The organism is Sphingomonas albertensis (assembly GCF_014358075.1).
Taxonomy (GTDB): domain Bacteria; phylum Pseudomonadota; class Alphaproteobacteria; order Sphingomonadales; family Sphingomonadaceae; genus Sphingomonas; species Sphingomonas albertensis.
Window position 1 is genome coordinate 14,203 of sequence record NZ_JACONT010000023.1, and the last position, 16,173, is coordinate 30,375.

Below are 16,173 nucleotides of genomic sequence, written 5' to 3' on the forward strand. Positions count from 1 at the left end.
GTGAGGGGCGCCGCATACGTCAGCGCCTGGGACAGCCCCTCACCCAACCCTCTCCCCGCAGGGGAGAGGGCTTTAGTAGTTACAAAGTACGTTCGCGCATCTCGACTTCGAACGTCTCGAGAACGTCGCCGGCCTTGATGTCGACGAAGTTCGACGTGAACGTCACGCCGCACTCGAGCCCCGCACGGACCTCGGCGACATCATCCTTGAAGCGACGCAGCGATGCGATTTCGCCCTGGTAGATGATGACGTCGTTGCGCGTGATACGGGCCTTGAGCGCCTTGCGGATGTTGCCCTCGGTGACGAGCAGACCTGCCGCCTTGCCATGCTTGCCCGCCGAGAAGACCTCGCGGATATCGGCACGACCGACGACCGTCTCGAACGCTTCCGGCCCAAGCTCGCCTGCCATACCCGCCCGGATCTCGTCGATCAGGTCGTAGATGACATCGTAGTACTTGAACGCGACCTTCTGGCGCTCGGCGATCTCGCGGGCCTTGGCGTTCGGGCGGACGTTGAAGCCGATGATCGGTGCCCCCGATGCGGCCGCCAACGTGACGTCCGACTCGGTGATGCCACCGACGCCCGAACTCAGCACGCGCGCCTTGATCAGGTCGGTGGAGATCTTGTTGATCGCCCCGACGATCGCCTCGACCGTGCCTTGCGTATCCGCCTTCACGACCAGCGGGTATTCGATCGCCTGCTTTTCCTTCAGCGCCGAGAACATGCTCTCGAGGCTGGCAGGAACCGATGCGGTCCGCTTGTCGGTCTTCACGCTGCGACGATATTCCGCGACTTCGCGGGCGCGTGCCTCGTTCTCGACGACCTGGAATGGATCGCCCGCCTGCGGAACACCCGACAGACCGAGGACCTCGACCGGCCTCGCCGGACCGGCTTCCTTGATCTGCTTGCCCTTGTCGTCGACCAGCGCACGGACCTTGCCGCTCTCGCCGCCGACCACGAAGATGTCGCCGACCCGCAGCGTACCGCGGTTGACGAGGATCGTCGCGACCGGACCACGGCCCTTGTCGAGCTTGGCCTCGATCACCGTACCCTCGGCTGCACGATCCGGATTGGCGCGCAGTTCGAGCAGTTCGGCCTGGAGCTGGATCTTCTCGATCAACGCATCGAGACCGATCTTCTTGGTCGCGGAGACTTCGACGTCCTGGACGTCGCCGCCCATGTCCTCGACCACGATCTCCTCGCTCAGAAGGCGCTCGCGCACCTTCTGGGCATTGGCGCCTTCCTTGTCGATCTTGTTGATCGCGACGATCATCGGCACGCCCGCCGCCTTGGTGTGGGCGATCGCCTCCACCGTCTGCGGCATGAGGCCGTCGTCCGCCGCCACCACCAGGATGACGATGTCGGTGACGTCCGCACCGCGCGCACGCATCTGCGTGAACGCCTCATGGCCGGGCGTGTCGAGGAAGGTGATCTTCGACTTGTCCTTCAGCGTGACCTGGTACGCGCCGATGTGCTGGGTGATGCCACCCGCTTCGCCGCGCACCACGTCGGTGCCGCGCAGGGCATCGAGCAGCGACGTCTTGCCGTGATCGACGTGACCCATGATCGTGACGACCGGCGCGCGTGGCTTCAGCGTCTCCTCGGCATCGTCGATCGTGTCGTTTGCCAGATCCTGGTCGACATCGCTGACGCGCGTCAGGTTGTGGCCGAACTCGGTGACGAGCAACTCGGCGGTATCCTGGTCGATCGTCTGCGTCATCGTGACGGGCATGCCCATCTTGAACAGTGCCTTGACGAGGTCGGCACCCTTCTCGGCCATGCGGTTGGCGAGTTCCTGCACCGTGATCGCCTCGGGGACGACGACGTCGCGGATCTGCTTGGCCTGCGCCTCGCGCGGACCACCGGTGCCACGACGCTCCTTCTCGCGCGCACGCTTCAGTGCGGCGAGCGAGCGAGCGCGTGCACCATCACCATCGCCGAGCGCGCGGTTGACGGTCAGCTTGCCCGAGGTGCGACGATCGTCGCCCTTGCGGTCACGCTGCTGCGGACGCGCAGGCACTGCGTCGCGACGAATGCCACCGGCCGGAGCATTGACGCCGGTCGCACCGGGGCGAGGCGCGGTCGTGCCGGCATTCGCAGCCGTGGTCGGCGCTGCGGCAGCGGGTGCTGCAACAGGCTTTGGCGGCGGCGGAGGACGCTCGGGACGCGCCACCGGCGAGAACCGGCGCGGTGCTGGGAACGCCGGATCGCGGGTCAGTTCGATGATGGGCGGCGGTGCCGGCGGAGCGACAGGGGCCGGCGCAGGCTTGGGAGCCGGCGCAGGAGCAGCCACTACCGGAGCGGGCTTCGGTGCAGGCGCAGGTGCCGCAGCAACCGGTGCCGGGACAGGCGCCGCAGCAACGGGCGCTTCGACCGGAGCCGGCGCAGGCGCTGGCGTCGGAGCCGCGACCGGAGCGGGAGCCGCTTCGACCACAGGGGCCGGTGCGGGCGCAGGAGCCTCGACGGGCTTCGGCGCCTTGGCTTCAGCCTCGGCACGCGCACGATCGGCGACGCGATTACGCTCGTCCTCGATCGCCTTGGCCCGCTCGGCCTCCTGGCGACGACGCCCTTCTTCCAGCGTGTTCATGCGCTGCTCTTCGGCTTCGCGGAGCAGCTTGGCCTGGCGCTCCTGCGGCGACAGATTGCTCTGCTGCTGACGCACGGGGGCGGGCGCAGGCTGCGGTGCGCGCGCCTGTGGTGCCGGCGCTGCGGGGGCAGCCGCCGGGGCGGGCGCGGCAACCGGTGCGGCATCCGCGACCTGCACGTCGGGCTCGCCCGGACGGCGCAGGACGCGCGCGCGCTTGGTTTCCACGATCACCGTATTCGATCGGCCGTGGCTGAAGCTCTGCTTCACCTGGCCGGTCTCGACCGTGCGCTTCACACCCAAAGGTGCGCGCATGCCAAGTTTCGGCTTCTCGTTGTCCGTGTCGCTCACTCAAATTCCTCAGTCATGTCCACGGCCGGGCGTTGTCCGGTCGATCCGGACGCCCCTATATTTTGTGACGCCGATGCGCCCTGCGAGGCCGTTTCGCAAGACACGGAAGAAGGTTCGGAGCCGATAAAATGCAGCCAACGGTCGAGCGCTTCGCTCACCCGCTTTGCTGCAGCGCGGTCTGTCAGGCCAATGTGTACCACATTTTCCCGTCCCAGCGCCAACGCCAATATGGTGCGCGACACCGGGAGTGCCAACCCCCGCAAACCCGAGCCTTCTTCATCGTTGCCGATGCGCCAAGCCTGATCGAGCTTGCGGTTGCCATCCTCGGCCGCGTCGGACGCGTGGTAGAGCGTCTTCAGCTTCCCCTGCCGCGCGTTCTGCTCGATCCGGTCGGAGCCGATCAGTACCGTACCGGAGCGGGATTCGAGCCCGAGCCTGTCGAGCGCGTTACGCTCGAGCGCGGATTCGATCTTGGCCGGAAGCTCGGGATCGATGGTGAACTCTCCGGTCTTGAACGCGCGGGAAAGAGCGCCCTTGAGCTTGCCCTTCTTGATCGCGGCTTCGAGCTCGATTCGCGTGACACCGATCCAAGCGCCGCGGCCGGGAGCCTTGGCGCGAACGTCGGGCAGGATCTGCCCATCGGGCGACAACGCGAGTCGCACCAGATGCGGCCTTACGTCGCGCTCGCCCGAGAGGATGCACTTGCGAATGGGCGCATCATCATCCCCCTCCCGCATGCGGGAGGGGCTAGGGGTGGGCTCGCGCTCACCTCCATTGCTGCCCTTAGCTTTAGCCTTGGACGCGTGAGACTTGGCCGAAGCGTCGCCCTTGGCCGAAGCCGGGCGCCCACCCCTCGGTCCCCTCCCGCTTGCGGGAGGGGAGGAATGCAGGGTTTCGGTAGCGCCTAGCGCCTCATCGGGAGGGTTCCGCATGTGCGTCCTCCTGCGCCGGAGTATTGGGGGCCGTCTTTGGAGCGTCGCGGTCGACAAGCAGCTGGCCGCCCGCGCCGTAATTCTCGGTCGAGACCTCTTCGATCACGATCTGCACCGCAGCCGGGTTCTTTCCCAGCCGCTGCACTAGCGACTGGGTGACGTCGGCGACGATGCCGGCCTTCTGGTCCTTGGTGGCGGACCCCGAGATGCGGATGCTGACGAAGGGCATCAGGCCTTGTCGCCCTCGCTCTTCGTGTCGGTCTTGTCCGCAGCGTCTTCATCCGAAGCGTCGTCCGCCGAAGCGTCCTCAGCCACGGCTTCGTCGGCCGTCGTCTCTTCAGTCGCAGCGTCCTCGACCACGGCGTCATCAGCCGAAGCCTCTTCCACCGGAGTCTCGTCCGCCTCGACTTCGTCAGCCGAAGCCTCGGGAGCCTCGTCCTCGAACCAGTGCGCGCGGGCGGCCATGATGATCTCATTGCCCTGCTCGTCGCTCAGGCCGTACTCCGCGAGGATCCCGCCCTTGGGCTCGGGACGCTTCGGCGCGTCCTCGTTGCGACGACGCGGCTCGACGCGCTTCTTCTCGACCAGCTCGTCGGTCGCGAGATCGGCGAGGTCGTCGAGCGTCTTGATGCCCGCCTTGCCGAGCGTCACCAGCATTGCCTCGTTCAGATACGGCATGCCGGCCAGCGCATCCTCGACGCCAAGCGCGGTACGCTCTTCGCGGCTCGCGGCGTCGCGACGCTCGAGCGCCTCGGTCGCACGGTTCTGCAACTCGCCCGCCAGATCCTCGTCGAAGCCCTCGATGCCGGCGATCTCCTCGACCTCGACATACGCCACCTCTTCGAGGTTCGTGAACCCTTCGGCGACCAGCAGCTGTGCAAGCGTCTCGTCGACATCGAGCTCCTTCTCGAACATCGCCGAGCGCTCGACGAAGTCCTTCTGGCGCTTCTCCGATGCATCCGCCTCGGTGAGGATGTCGATCGCCTTGCCGGTCAGCTGCGACGCAAGCCGCACGTTCTGGCCACGACGACCGATCGCCAGCGAAAGCTGGTCGTCGGGAACGACCACCTCGATGCGCTCTTCTTCCTCGTCGATCACGACGCGCGACACGGAGGCCGGCTGCAACGCGTTGACGACGAAGGTCGCGATGTCGGGCGACCAGGGGATGATGTCGATCTTCTCGCCCTGCATTTCCTGCACGACGGCCTGAACGCGGCTACCCTTCATGCCGACGCACGCGCCGACCGGATCGATGCTCGAATCATGCGAGATGACGCCGATCTTCGCGCGCGAACCCGGATCGCGGGCCGCGGCCTTGATCTCGATGATGCCGTCGTAGATCTCGGGCACTTCCTGCGCGAACAGCTTCTTCATGAAGTCTGGGTGCGCGCGGCTGAGGAAGATCTGCGGCCCACGATTCTCGCGGCGGACGTTCAGGATCAGCGAACGGATACGGTCGTTGACGCGCACCACTTCGCGCGGGATCTGCGCGTCGCGGCGGATCACGCCCTCGGCGCGGCCCAGGTCGACGACGACATGGCCGAACTCGACGCGCTTGACGACGCCGGTGATGATCTCGCCCGCGCGGTCCTTATACTCTTCGAACTGGCGCTCGCGCTCGGCGTCGCGGACCTTCTGGAAGATGACCTGCTTGGCGGCCTGTGCGGCGATGCGGCCGAACTCGATCGGGGGCAGCGGATCGACGATGAAGTCGCCCAGCGCCGCATCCTTCTGGAGCTTCTGCGCGCCCTTCACGTCGACCTGCTTGAAATAATCGTCGACCGCCTCGACCACTTCGACGACGCGCCACAAGCGCAGATCGCCGGTGTTCGGATCGAGCTTCGCGCGGATGTCGTTCTCGGCGCCGTAGCGCGAGCGGGCGGCGCGCTGGATCGCGTCCTCCATCGCCTCGATCACGATCGCCTTGTCGATCATCTTCTCCGACGCGACCGAATTCGCGATCGCGATCAGTTCCGCGCGGTTTGCGGTGACTGCCGTGGCCATCAATGCTGTCCTTCTTCGGTGTCGGCCTCGTGAGCATCGGGCTCATCGGTGGGCGTATCTTGATAGAAAACCTCGTCCGCGCCTTCGGTAGAAAGCGGCGCGGTCGCGGCGATGAGACGGTCGGTCATGACGAGCTTGGCGTCGGCGACCTGCGAAAAGTCGATCGTCATGAGCTTGTGCTTGTTGACGTCGACGGTGATCTTGGTCCCCTCGACGCCCATCAGGTTGCCCGAAATCTGCTTGCGGTCCTCGAACGGCTCGACGAGGCGGATGCGCGCCTCCTGGCCTTCCCAGTCGGCAAAGTCCTGCAACCGGGTCAGCGGCCGATCGATACCGGGGCTCGATACTTCGAGGCGATACGCGTCCTCGCCGACCGGGTCCTTGCCCTCGGCTTCGAGCGCATCGAACTTGTCCGAGATGCGGCGCGACAGCTCGGCGCAGTCGTCGATCAGCAGCTGGCGCGTGTCCGGGCGCTCGGCCATCACCTGCAACGTCGGATCGGACTTGCCGCCCTGCATGCGCACGCGCACGAGGCTGAGGCCGAGCGCCGTTGCCTCGGGTTCGATCAGGTCGGTCAGCAGGGCGATATTCGCCATCGAAATTCCAAACAGGGCCAAAGCACAGGTGATTGCCGCCGCGGAGCAAGCCCCGCAGCCTCTTCATCTGGCGATGTAGAGAAGTGGTGCCTCTATACGCGGGGTGGCGCCGCTCCGCAAGCGGGAGCAACCTTCGTTTAGTACGCTGCGTTAGCGCAGGGATTTCCGGGAGAAGATCATGATTCGCAAAACGCTGTTCGCCACGAGTTTGCTGACAACCACGCTGTTCGCCTCAACCGCTTGTTCCGCGCAACCGGCAGCGGCGGGCAAGCCGTTCAGGGAGACGGTGGTCGCCGACTTCGATGCGCCCTGGGCGATGACGTTCCTGCCCGACAAGCGCATGCTGGTGACCGAGAAGAAGGGGGAGATGCTGCTGGTTTCCGCCGACGGCAAGTCGCGCCAGACGGTCGCTACGCTCACGGTCGATTCGGCCGGGCAGGGCGGTCTGATGGATGTCGTCCTCGCGCCCGATTTCGCGACCAGCCAGCGCGTCTATTTCAGCTATTCGACCGCAGGCGAGGGCGGCAAGGGCGTCGTCCTCGCGCGCGGCCGCATGCGTCCGAACGGCGGTGGCGGCGAGCGTCTCGGCGAGATCGAGACGATCTTCAGCGCGCGCCCCTTCGTCGAGGGCAACGGCCATTATTCCGGCCGCATCGCCTTCTCGCCCGACGGCCAATACCTATTCTTCACCAACGGCGAGCGTCAGAAGTTCACGCCGGCGCAGGACCCGAAGATGACGCTCGGCAAGGTCCTACGCCTCACGCTCGACGGTAAGCCCGCCCCCGGCAATCCGCTGGTTTCGAAGGGCTTCGCACCCGAGATCTGGAGCTACGGCCACCGCAACCTGCTCGGGATCGCGTTCGACGCGCAGGGCAATCTCTGGGAGCAGGAGATGGGGCCGAAGGGCGGCGACGAGGTCAACCTCATCAAGCCCGGCCTCAATTACGGCTGGCCCAACGCGTCGAACGGCAGCAACTATGACGGCACCGACATCCCCGATCACAAGCCCGGCGATGGCTATGAACCGCCCAAGGTGTTCTGGAACCCGGTGATCTCCCCCGGCGGCCTGATGATCTATTCGGGCAGCATGTTCCCGCAGTGGAAGGGCGACGCGTTCATCGGTGGGTTGTCCTCCAAGTCCCTCGTCCGCGTGCACTTGACCGGCACGAGCGCGGCGAAGGGCGACCAATGGGATATGGGCGCGAGAATCCGAGAGGTCGAACAAGGCCCCGACGGCGCGATCTGGGTGCTGGAAGACGGCGGCGACTCCCAAGGCCGTCTGATAAAATTGACCGCGAAGTAGGTCACGGCGCTATCCCCCTCCCGCAAGCGGGAGGGGCTAGGGGTGGGCACGCGCTCACCTCCACTGCTGAAGGTGCAGTGTGGCGGGATCATCGCACCGGCAGCTAACGCCGAAACCGGGCGCCCACCCCTCGGTCCCCTCCCGCTTGCGGGAGGGGAGGAAGTCAGTCGCGCACGATCAGGTAGTTCATCCGCGCAGCGGCGATCGGCTTGTCGCGCTCGTCCTGCCACGCGGTCGCTTCGACATTCGCAACCCGGTTTCCCAACCGCGTCACCACGCCCGCCGCGCGTGTAGGCTTGTCCCTGCCACCCCGCATAAAATCGACCGTGACGTTCACCGGCTTGATCCGCGCGTCGGAGCCATCGGGACCCTCAGCCTCCAACGCATGCTGCAAAGCCGCAATCGCCGCCATCTCCAGCAACCCGGAGATCGCACCCCCGTGCAAAAACCCAGGCCGCCCCAGCACGTCATCCGCAAACGGCATCAGCAGTACCGGCGGCGCGCCATCCTCGGCCTCGACCGACACGCGCAGAATCTCCGCATAGGGCGGCAGGCCGATCGTCATGCCTCGGTCCTTCTGTTGAGACCCATGCCGGCGACATCGCCCACCACCATGAACGTCCCCGCGACATGCGCCAGCGGATCGCCCGGATCGCCGTCATGCGCCTGCCCGCGCACGAACGCGATCGACCGTGTGATCCGGTAGCATTCCCCGCGCCCGATCACCGTCTTCCCCGGCGTCGCCGGCCGCAGGTAATCGACCCGCAAATCCAGCGTCGCATGTGGCACGAACGCATTGCGCTTGATCCAGATCGCCAGACTCGTCGCCATGTCCATCATCGTGATGATCGGCCCCGACGCGATCACACCGCTTGCCGGATCGCCGATCAGCCGTTCGTCATAGGGCAGCGCAAGCTCCGCCCAGTCGTCGCCATGCGCATGATAACGCATCCCCAGCGCGGCGCCGTGCCCGCCGAACCCGCGCGTCGCAAACCATTGTGGATCAAAACCAGCCATGTCCGAGCCTCTACACGCCGCACGAGCCTGCGCAACATTGCGGGAGGGCGCGGGGCCGGTTAGCGTCCGGGAAACACGAGAGGATTGTTCAGTGAACGACCGGGTCACGATTACCGTCGACGGTGGCATCGCCGACGTCCGCCTCAACCGCGCCGACAAGATGAACGCGATCGACCCGGCGATGTTCGAAGGCAGCGCCGCCGCGATCGACCGCCTTAAGGGGATGACGGACGTCCGCTGCGTCGTCCTGTCCGGCGAAGGCAAGGCGTTCTGCGCCGGTCTCGACATGGCCTCGATGGCGAGCGGCGGATCGGGCCTGGCGCTAGGCGACCGGACCTCGGAAGGCGCCAACCTCGTCCAGCAGGTCGCTTGGGGCTGGCGCACTCTACCGATGCCGGTGATCGCCGCAGTCCACGGCGTTGCGTTCGGCGGCGGGTTCCAGATCATGTCCGGCGCCGACATCCGCATCGCGCATCCGCAAGCGCGCTTCGCAATCCGCGAGACGTACTGGGGTCTCGTCCCCGACATGGCCGGCATCGCCCTCTGGCGCACGCTCGCCCGCGACGACGTGCTGCGCGAACTGACCTACACCGCACGCGAGTTCGACGGTGCGGAGGCGTTGCGGCACGGCTTCGTCACGCGCCTTTCCGAAGACCCGCTCGGCGAGGCGATAATGCTCGCCCGCGAGATCGCAGCGAGGAACCCCCACGCGATCCAGGGCTCGAAGCGCCTCTACAACCTCGCGGCGGATGCTGACGCCGCGGCGGTGCTGCTTGCCGAGACCGAAGAGCAACTGAAGGTCATCCGCACCCCCAACCAGGTCGAACAGGTCCGCGCCAACATGGAAAAGCGGGTGGCGGTGTTCGAGGACTGATCCTGCTAACCTTCCGTCATCCTGACGAAAGTCAGGACCCAGAGTACCACGCGCGGCCCTCAGTAACCCTGGGTCCTGACTTTCGTCAGGATGGCGGGGGGAGGGGGCTGGTGATCGAAAGGCGCTACCCACCTACAACCACCCCGGCGAAGGCCGGGGCCCAATTGGCAAGGTCGGAGTAACGGAGCGTCGTCCTCAGTCAGCACCGTCCCCCAATTGGGCCCCGGCCTCCGCCGGGGTGGTGCGATACGGAAGGCGGAGTGAGGCGAGGCAAGGCGGCGCGCGGCAGGACTAGCAAGAAAACCCTACTTCACCCGGTCATACGGCGTAAAATCCCGAAACCGGCAATATCCCGACGGAATCGACATCCCCACCGACACCGTCCGAAACCGATCGTTGCGGCACAATTGCCCGCCATAAACCTCGACGATCACCGTATCGAGCGGCCGCAGCGAAGCGCACTCCCCGACCGGCCCCGTCTTCCAGACCCGCTTGCCCGACTCCCGGTACAGGATCGTCTGCGAATCGATGATCTCGGGCCCGCCGTTCCGCTGGATATCGATGCACCGCACCGGCGCCCCCGCGACCCGCCCCGCCAGCGGATCGGAATTCCCCGCCCCGAGCATTCCCACCGTCAGCAGCCCCGTCGCCGCCAGAACCGCCCCGCGCATCACGGCTTCCGATACGGCACGAACTCACCAAAGCTGCAGCTCCCGGTCGGAAACCGCGAAGACTGATCGAACGTCTGCGCGATGTCGCCGCGGCAAAGCTGCCCGCTCGGCGTCCGCGTCACGAGGATGTCGCCCCGCCCTATCCCCTCGCACCCGCCGACGGTATCGCTGCGATACACCAGTTCTTTGTTGACGCGGTACAGGATCGTCGCGCCGTAACCCGAACTCTGCTTCTGCGGGAACTGGCTGATGCACGTCTCGGGCTTGCCCGGCACCAGCCCGGCGAGTTCCTTCGCGAGCTTCTCCTGCACGCCAGCGTCGCGCACCTGCGCGCGTTCGACCTCCGCCTGGGTCTGCGTACACGCGCCGAGCACTACAGCCGGCAGCATCAAGAGTGGCAGGGTCCGCATCCGCATCGCAACGCTCCTAAAAATCCCCGCCACCCTCATGCGCCCTTTATCCGCGAAACGCATCCTTCGCCGCACGATAGCCCGCCAGTTGCTCGATCGACGTCGCCCGCAGGAACGGGTTGGTCGCCCGCTCGAGCCCGATCGTCGTCGGCACGGTAGGCTCGCCCTTCGCGCGCGCCGCATCGACCTCGGCCATCCGCGTCACGATTTCGGCATTGTCCGGCTCGGCGACCAGCGCATAGCGCCCGTTGCTCTGCGTATATTCATGCCCGCAGAACACTTCGGTATCGTCCGGCAGCACGGCATAGCGCTGCATGTTCGCGAACATATCGGCCGGCGTCCCCTCGAACAGCCGCCCACAGCCCATTGCGAACAGCGTATCCCCGGTGAAGATCGCCGCATCATCTGCGAAGTGGAACGCGATATGCCCCTGCGTATGCCCCGGCACCGTAATCACGGTCGCCGCATGCTCGCCGATCCGCACGACATCGCCTTCGCCGACCTGCTCGTCGAGCGTCGGGATCTTGTCCGCCTCCGCCGCCGGGCCGACGACCGTCGCGCCATACGCCTTCATCTCGGCGTTCCCGCCGGTATGATCGGGATGCCAGTGAGTCGTCCACACCCGGTCGATCCGCCAGTCGCGCTTCTTGGCGGCGGCGATCACCGGTGCGGCCTCGCCCGGATCGACCACCACCGTCTCGCCCGAGACGGTGTCGTGGATCAGCCAGGCATAATTGTCGGAAAGCACCGGAACGCGGACGATATCGAGCATCAGCGCGTCACCACTTGCCGGTGTTCGGCATCGACGCCCACGGCTCGGTGGGATCGAGCGCGCCGTCCGCCTGCAACAGCTCGATCGAGATGTTGTCGGGGGTCCGCACGAACGCCATGTGCCCGTCACGTGGCGGCCGGTTGATCGTCACGCCCGACTCCATCAGGCGCTGGCAGGTGTCGTAGATATTGTCGACACGGTAGGCGAGATGCCCGAAATTGCGCCCCTCGCCATAGTCTTCGGGATCCCAATTGTGCGTCAGCTCGACTTCCGCACCCTCGTCGCCGGGCGCCGACAGGAAGATCAGCGTGAATCGCCCCTTCTCGTTCTCCATCCGCCGGACCTCCTTCAGCCCCAGTAGTTCGAAGAACGCGATCGTCTTCGCCGGGTCGGTCACGCGGATCATCGTGTGGAGGTATTTCATGCTTGCTCCGAGGGTTGTTCGGAGAGGCAGATAGGAACGGGGGCCGCAGTGGGGAAGGGCCGCCCCCCAGTTCTTCCCCCCTCCCTGAAAGGGAGGGGCCGGGGGTGGGTAGGCCAGTTGGGTGGCGATACCGTGCCCCACCAGCCAACCCACCCCCAACCCCTCCCTTCCAGGGAGGGGAGCAGCGTCACCCTACTTCGCCGGCGTATCGAACTGCCGCAACGCCATCACGGCACTCCGCCCCACCGGCGTATCCGGCGCCAGCCGCGCCGCCTGACCCCAGGCCGCCCGCGCGCCATCCTCGTCGCTAGCCAAGGCTGCGATATTCCCCGCCTCCAGCTGCACCGAAGCATCGTCCGCCGATCGCCGCAGCGCCTCGCCGATATCCTTCTTCGCGCGCGCTGGATTCCCCTCGCGCCGTGCCAGCGTCGCCGACAACAGCCACGCCAGCGGATCGTCCGCCGCATTGGTCAGCGCCAGATCGATATCGGTCCGCGCCGATTCGAGATCGCCGGTCGCCACCAGCGCGCGCGCATGATCGAGCTGCGCCTCGCCCAGCGGCAAGCCGGTTAGCGTCCCCGCGGTCAGCGCCGAATCGAGCGCCGCCCGCGCTTTGGCCGGTTGTGCGGCAGCGAGCCAGGCATTCCCCGCCTGCGCCCAGTAATTCGCCGCCCGCGCGTCCTTGGCGAGTTGCGCCTCGCGCGCCGCCTCCTCGAATTCACCCGCCGCCGCCGGCCAGCTCTTCTCCGCCGCAAACGCGATCCCCGCGCATTCCCGCGCGAAATACCGCCCGCCGGATATCCGCCAGCGCCCGGCTTCGGCCCGTGCCGCTGCCGGATCGGTCCGGGTCAGCGCGACGCATTGCCGAAACCGCCCCTCCTGCGCATCGACGGGGCCGGCTTGAGCTGCGGCGAGAACGAGCAAAATCGGGGTCATAGGGCGGCGATCACATCCTCGACCGCCCGGATGATGAGGGAAATGTCGCTGTCGCGCGACAGGCGGTGGTCGCCGTCCTTGACCAGCCATGTCTGCACATCGGCTGAACGCAACAGCTCGGCCAGCCGCGCGGTCCGCTGCCACGGCACGTCCGGATCGCGTTGGCCCTGGACGAGCCGCACCGGGCCGTCGAATGCGATCTCGCCGAACATCAACCGGTTCGCCTCGCCCGAAGACCAGAACGCGCGGGTATAGACCGTCGGCTCGGGACCGTAAGGGTTCTTGCGCTCGATTCGCCCGTTGCTAAGCAGCGCCATCTTCTCGTCGGTGGTGAAGCCCCAGTCGGTAAAGTCGGGTGCCGGCGCAACACCGACCAGCCCCTTGACCAGATCGGGGCGCAACTTCGCGGCCAGCAGCATCAGCCACCCGCCCATCGACGATCCGACGAGAATTGCCGAGTCCTCCACAAGCGCGTCGATCATCGCCAGCACGTCGTCGCGCCAGTCGACCAGGGTCTGGTCTTCGAACGCGCCCTCGCTTTGCCCACACCCACCATAATCGAACCGCAGGAACGCCCGCCCCTCGGACTTCGCCCACGCCTCCAGCGTCACCGCCTTGGTGCCCATCATGTCCGACGCGTACCCCGACAGGAACACGATCGTCGGGCCGGTACCGGGCGTGTGGTGATAGGCGAGGCGAGGACGCTCCTTGGCGGGAGGTGTGTTTGCGGTGGGCGCAGCGGCGGGAGCGATATCGGTCATATCGCCAGCTTTAGACTGTCTTCGAGGGGCTGGTGAAGATGTCTTCGATCGCCAGTTCGAACAGTTCGGCGATCTTGAACGCCAGCGGCAGCGATGGATCGTAGCGCCCCGTCTCGATCGCATTGACGCTCTGCCGCGACACTTCGAGCCGCTCGGCCAAGTCGCCCTGACTCCAGTCCCGCTCGGCGCGCAGCACCTTTAGGCGGTTCTTCATGCCGCGTGGCCGGCTATCCGGTCGCGCGCCCACAACCAGACCTGACCGACCAGCAAGCCGGCGCACCACAAGGGAAAGGCGAGGTGGACGGGCTTGTGCGGCACCGCACCGGTATCCTCGAGGAAGCTCCACACCGTCATGACCGACAGCATCAAGGCGGTCGCGATGAGCATGGCGTGGATCAGTTTGGCGCGCACATACTCGTCCGGCTGTTCGACGATCGCCATCCCCATCGCCCAGATGACCGCGATGATCGGCAGTGCCGGCAGAATCGCGAGCGCGATGAGCGGGGCCCCGGTCGGCGCGTAGGCCGCCTCGACCATGTTCGATCCCACCAGGAACACCGCGTAGCAGGTCATGCTGGGTATGAAGCGATTGAGATAACGGCGGTTGGCTTGTCGCATGGTGAGCACGGAAGGTCTCCTCGATTAAGGACAAGCGTGCTTTACATAACGGCAAGCTGACCTGTCAACCAAGCTTTACAAAATGCCAAGCGTGCATGTCGACAAGACACGCGACGCCGCAGCCCGAGCGAACCCGTTCTTGGCCTAACCCTGCCTAACCTTCTTTTTGGACCGGGCGCTTTCGTGCGCCGTAAGATACGGATTAGATGATGAATTCGACCGTCTTCATCTGCGTCTGATCGGCCGCGACCGCGCCGCGCTTCTCGACCATCTGGCGGTGCAGGTCTGCGACCGTCTCGCTTCCCCGCGTCTTACACAAGGCCGGCACGAACGCATGGACCAGCGCGCCGAGCCCGCCCTTGATCATCGTCACGCCGAACCGGCTGGCGACCCCAAAATGCTCGGCATAGCTCTCGCCGACGGTGGCAGGATGGTCGAGGAACAGGCGGCGAAACATGGGCGGTCTCCTGCCTTGCTCTATATCAGCGGGCACCCAAGGCGTCGACCACCCCCGCCGCCAGCACGCTCAGCGTGTCGTCGCGCGCGCCCATCACGACGATCCGGTCGCCCGGCCGTGCTTCCGTGACCAGTGCGGCGGCGGCTTCGGCACGGTCGGCGATATGCCGCGCATCGCGACCACCCTCGACGATCTGCCCGACGATATCCGCGCTGGTGACCTCCCGCGTGACGGTGCCGCCGTAATAGGCCGGGTCGGGCAGGACGAGCACATCGTCCTCCGCCATCCGCTCGACGAACGTGGCGCAGAGTTCGCGCCCCATCACCTTCAGTGGGCCATAGCCGTGCGGCTGGAAAAAGAGGAGCAGTCGTCCGGGGAAGGCGTGGAGCGTGTCGAGCGTCGCGGCGATCTTGTCCGGGTTGTGCCCGAAATCGTCGATCACCGAGACCCCGCCCGCCTCTCCGACGAGGTCGAAGCGTCGGCGCAGGCCCGTAAACCCCGTAATCGCCTTCACCGCATCGGCCAGCGACACATCCGCCGCCATCGCCGCCCCGATCGCGGCAAGCGCGTTCGACACGTTATGCCGCCCCGGCACCGCGAGCTTCACTGGCGTCCGCACGCCGCGCGAGACGAGATCGAAGCGGATCGCGAACGGCTCGGGCTTGAGGTTCTCGGCGCGTAGGTCGGCCGACGCATCGATCGCAAACGTCGTCACCTGACCGCGCGGCAGGCGCGAGGCGAGCGCGGCGGCGTCGGGATCGTTCGCGTTAACGACCGCGGTCTCGGCCTTGGCGACGAAGTCCCCGAACAACACACGCAGTTCCTCAAGCGACTTGTGGTCGAGGCTGACGTTGTTGAGCACCGCGATCTTGGGCGCATAGCCCGCGATCGAGCCGTCGCTCTCGTCGACTTCGCTCACGAACGCGTCGCCTTCCCCGACCAGTGCGCTGGCGAACGGCGCGTCGGGGGTGGCGAAGTTCTTCATCACCGCGCCGTTCATCACCGTCGGATCGCGCTCGACGACATGCAATATCCAGCCGATCATGCCCGTAACGGTCGACTTGCCGCTCGTCCCCGCGACACCGATCGGCAACCGGCTGTCGTTGAACAGCGACGCCAGCATCGCCGCGCGGGTCGAGCGGGTGCAGCCAAGCGCATCCGCCGCGATCATGTCCGGCACGCTCGCCTCGATCGCCGCGGAGGCAATCACCAACTGATCCGCCGAGACGATCCCGCTGCCGTCCTGCGGGAACAGCGCGACGCCCTTGGCCGCGAGGTCGTCGAACTTGGCAGGCACGCGGCCCTGGTCGAGGTTGCGATCGGAACCGGCGACGGTCGCGCCGCGCCCCGCGAGGATCATCGCGAGTGGCATCATGCCGGAGCCACCGATGCCGACGAAGAAACAGGGTTTGCTGATATCCATTGGCCCGCGATATGGGCGGTTTGGTAACGGGGCAAGGTCA

The 16,173-nt window shown here is 66.3% G+C and carries 19 protein-coding genes; 2 read left to right on the plus strand and 17 right to left on the minus strand.

Translation table 11 applies throughout. From position 1 onward, the window contains the following. Positions 1-79: 79 nt before the first annotated feature. The 5 genes from infB to rimP form a co-directional block, all read right to left on the minus strand. A complete protein-coding gene (gene infB / locus H8S47_RS11445; RefSeq protein WP_187503993.1) occupies positions 80-2,935 on the minus strand; it encodes a translation initiation factor IF-2 in 2,856 nt (951 codons plus the stop codon). Next, a complete protein-coding gene (locus H8S47_RS11450) occupies positions 2,932-3,672 on the minus strand; it encodes a DUF448 domain-containing protein (protein ID WP_187503994.1) in 741 nt (246 codons plus the stop codon). Before H8S47_RS11450 ends, infB begins: the two co-directional genes overlap by 4 nt. 175 nt (positions 3,673-3,847) lie before the next feature. After that, positions 3,848-4,096 carry a tautomerase family protein gene (locus H8S47_RS11455; protein ID WP_187503995.1) on the minus strand — a complete coding sequence of 83 codons (249 nt, stop codon included), beginning with the start codon at positions 4,094-4,096 and terminating at the stop codon, positions 3,848-3,850. After that, the gene (gene nusA, locus H8S47_RS11460; RefSeq protein ID WP_187503996.1) at positions 4,096-5,871 is read right to left on the minus strand and encodes a transcription termination factor NusA; all 1,776 of its coding nucleotides are present in this window, start codon (positions 5,869-5,871) and stop codon (positions 4,096-4,098) included. Before nusA ends, H8S47_RS11455 begins: the two co-directional genes overlap by 1 nt. Beyond that, positions 5,871-6,467, minus strand: coding sequence for a ribosome maturation protein RimP (gene rimP, locus H8S47_RS11465; RefSeq protein ID WP_120301366.1), 597 nt, complete (start codon positions 6,465-6,467; stop codon positions 5,871-5,873). Before rimP ends, nusA begins: the two co-directional genes overlap by 1 nt. 178 nt (positions 6,468-6,645) lie before the next feature. Between rimP and H8S47_RS11470 the strand changes: the two genes are divergently transcribed. Then, on the plus strand, positions 6,646-7,770 hold the full coding sequence (locus tag H8S47_RS11470) for a PQQ-dependent sugar dehydrogenase (protein WP_187503997.1): 1,125 nt from the start codon (positions 6,646-6,648) through the stop codon (positions 7,768-7,770). 163 nt (positions 7,771-7,933) lie between these two features. Here H8S47_RS11470 and H8S47_RS11475 read toward each other — a convergent pair whose 3' ends face one another. Further along, the gene (locus H8S47_RS11475) at positions 7,934-8,335 is read right to left on the minus strand and encodes a PaaI family thioesterase (RefSeq protein WP_187503998.1); all 402 of its coding nucleotides are present in this window, start codon (positions 8,333-8,335) and stop codon (positions 7,934-7,936) included. Continuing rightward, positions 8,332-8,787 (minus strand): PaaI family thioesterase, encoded by a 456-nt coding sequence (locus tag H8S47_RS11480; RefSeq protein ID WP_187503999.1) that lies wholly within the window; start codon positions 8,785-8,787, stop codon positions 8,332-8,334. The genes H8S47_RS11475 and H8S47_RS11480 overlap by 4 nt, the downstream gene beginning before the upstream one ends. Positions 8,788-8,878: 91 nt before the next feature. On the opposite strand from H8S47_RS11480, the gene H8S47_RS11485 reads away from it, so the two are divergent. Next, positions 8,879-9,661 (plus strand): crotonase/enoyl-CoA hydratase family protein, encoded by a 783-nt coding sequence (locus H8S47_RS11485; protein ID WP_187504000.1) that lies wholly within the window; start codon positions 8,879-8,881, stop codon positions 9,659-9,661. A gap of 305 nt (positions 9,662-9,966) precedes the next feature. Here H8S47_RS11485 and H8S47_RS11490 read toward each other — a convergent pair whose 3' ends face one another. The 10 genes from H8S47_RS11490 to H8S47_RS11535 form a co-directional block, all read right to left on the minus strand. Continuing rightward, positions 9,967-10,332, minus strand: a complete 366-nt coding sequence (locus H8S47_RS11490; protein WP_235982799.1) for a hypothetical protein — start codon at positions 10,330-10,332, stop codon at positions 9,967-9,969. After that, the gene (locus tag H8S47_RS11495; RefSeq protein WP_235982801.1) at positions 10,332-10,748 is read right to left on the minus strand and encodes a hypothetical protein; all 417 of its coding nucleotides are present in this window, start codon (positions 10,746-10,748) and stop codon (positions 10,332-10,334) included. The genes H8S47_RS11490 and H8S47_RS11495 overlap by 1 nt, the downstream gene beginning before the upstream one ends. Positions 10,749-10,788: 40 nt before the next feature. Beyond that, a complete protein-coding gene (gloB, locus tag H8S47_RS11500) occupies positions 10,789-11,514 on the minus strand; it encodes a hydroxyacylglutathione hydrolase (protein ID WP_187504001.1) in 726 nt (241 codons plus the stop codon). Between the two features lie 7 nt (positions 11,515-11,521). After that, a complete protein-coding gene (locus H8S47_RS11505; RefSeq protein ID WP_187504002.1) occupies positions 11,522-11,938 on the minus strand; it encodes a VOC family protein in 417 nt (138 codons plus the stop codon). Between the two features lie 192 nt (positions 11,939-12,130). Beyond that, entirely contained in the window at positions 12,131-12,874 is a 744-nt protein-coding gene (locus H8S47_RS11510; protein WP_187504003.1) for a tetratricopeptide repeat protein, read from the minus strand. Continuing rightward, positions 12,871-13,635 carry an alpha/beta fold hydrolase gene (locus tag H8S47_RS11515; protein WP_187504004.1) on the minus strand — a complete coding sequence of 255 codons (765 nt, stop codon included), beginning with the start codon at positions 13,633-13,635 and terminating at the stop codon, positions 12,871-12,873. The genes H8S47_RS11510 and H8S47_RS11515 overlap by 4 nt, the downstream gene beginning before the upstream one ends. A 10-nt stretch (positions 13,636-13,645) precedes the next feature. Further along, positions 13,646-13,849 (minus strand): helix-turn-helix transcriptional regulator, encoded by a 204-nt coding sequence (locus H8S47_RS11520; RefSeq protein WP_187504005.1) that lies wholly within the window; start codon positions 13,847-13,849, stop codon positions 13,646-13,648. After that, positions 13,846-14,262, minus strand: coding sequence for a hypothetical protein (locus tag H8S47_RS11525; protein WP_187504006.1), 417 nt, complete (start codon positions 14,260-14,262; stop codon positions 13,846-13,848). The genes H8S47_RS11520 and H8S47_RS11525 overlap by 4 nt, the downstream gene beginning before the upstream one ends. 193 nt (positions 14,263-14,455) lie before the next feature. Continuing rightward, the gene (locus H8S47_RS11530) at positions 14,456-14,710 is read right to left on the minus strand and encodes a DUF6356 family protein (protein WP_187504007.1); all 255 of its coding nucleotides are present in this window, start codon (positions 14,708-14,710) and stop codon (positions 14,456-14,458) included. Between the two features lie 25 nt (positions 14,711-14,735). Further along, positions 14,736-16,133: a UDP-N-acetylmuramate--L-alanine ligase gene (locus H8S47_RS11535; RefSeq protein WP_187504008.1), complete on the minus strand. Its 1,398-nt coding sequence runs from the start codon at positions 16,131-16,133 to the stop codon at positions 14,736-14,738. Positions 16,134-16,173 lie beyond the last annotated feature (40 nt).

Coding starts and splice junctions, on each gene's coding strand:
- H8S47_RS11450 (WP_187503994.1), bottom strand. CDS start 3,672: ATGCGGGAGGGGGATGATGATGCGCCCATTCGCAAGTGCATCCTCTCG.
- H8S47_RS11455 (WP_187503995.1), bottom strand. CDS start 4,096: ATGCCCTTCGTCAGCATCCGCATCTCGGGGTCCGCCACCAAGGACCAG.
- nusA (WP_187503996.1), bottom strand. CDS start 5,871: ATGGCCACGGCAGTCACCGCAAACCGCGCGGAACTGATCGCGATCGCG.
- rimP (WP_120301366.1), bottom strand. CDS start 6,467: ATGGCGAATATCGCCCTGCTGACCGACCTGATCGAACCCGAGGCAACG.
- H8S47_RS11470 (WP_187503997.1), top strand. CDS start 6,646: ATGATTCGCAAAACGCTGTTCGCCACGAGTTTGCTGACAACCACGCTG.
- H8S47_RS11475 (WP_187503998.1), bottom strand. CDS start 8,335: ATGACGATCGGCCTGCCGCCCTATGCGGAGATTCTGCGCGTGTCGGTC.
- H8S47_RS11480 (WP_187503999.1), bottom strand. CDS start 8,787: ATGGCTGGTTTTGATCCACAATGGTTTGCGACGCGCGGGTTCGGCGGG.
- H8S47_RS11490 (WP_235982799.1), bottom strand. CDS start 10,332: ATGCGCGGGGCGGTTCTGGCGGCGACGGGGCTGCTGACGGTGGGAATG.
- H8S47_RS11495 (WP_235982801.1), bottom strand. CDS start 10,748: ATGCGGATGCGGACCCTGCCACTCTTGATGCTGCCGGCTGTAGTGCTC.
- gloB (WP_187504001.1), bottom strand. CDS start 11,514: ATGCTCGATATCGTCCGCGTTCCGGTGCTTTCCGACAATTATGCCTGG.
- H8S47_RS11505 (WP_187504002.1), bottom strand. CDS start 11,938: ATGAAATACCTCCACACGATGATCCGCGTGACCGACCCGGCGAAGACG.
- H8S47_RS11510 (WP_187504003.1), bottom strand. CDS start 12,874: ATGACCCCGATTTTGCTCGTTCTCGCCGCAGCTCAAGCCGGCCCCGTC.
- H8S47_RS11515 (WP_187504004.1), bottom strand. CDS start 13,635: ATGACCGATATCGCTCCCGCCGCTGCGCCCACCGCAAACACACCTCCC.
- H8S47_RS11520 (WP_187504005.1), bottom strand. CDS start 13,849: ATGAAGAACCGCCTAAAGGTGCTGCGCGCCGAGCGGGACTGGAGTCAG.
- H8S47_RS11530 (WP_187504007.1), bottom strand. CDS start 14,710: ATGTTTCGCCGCCTGTTCCTCGACCATCCTGCCACCGTCGGCGAGAGC.
- H8S47_RS11535 (WP_187504008.1), bottom strand. CDS start 16,133: ATGGATATCAGCAAACCCTGTTTCTTCGTCGGCATCGGTGGCTCCGGC.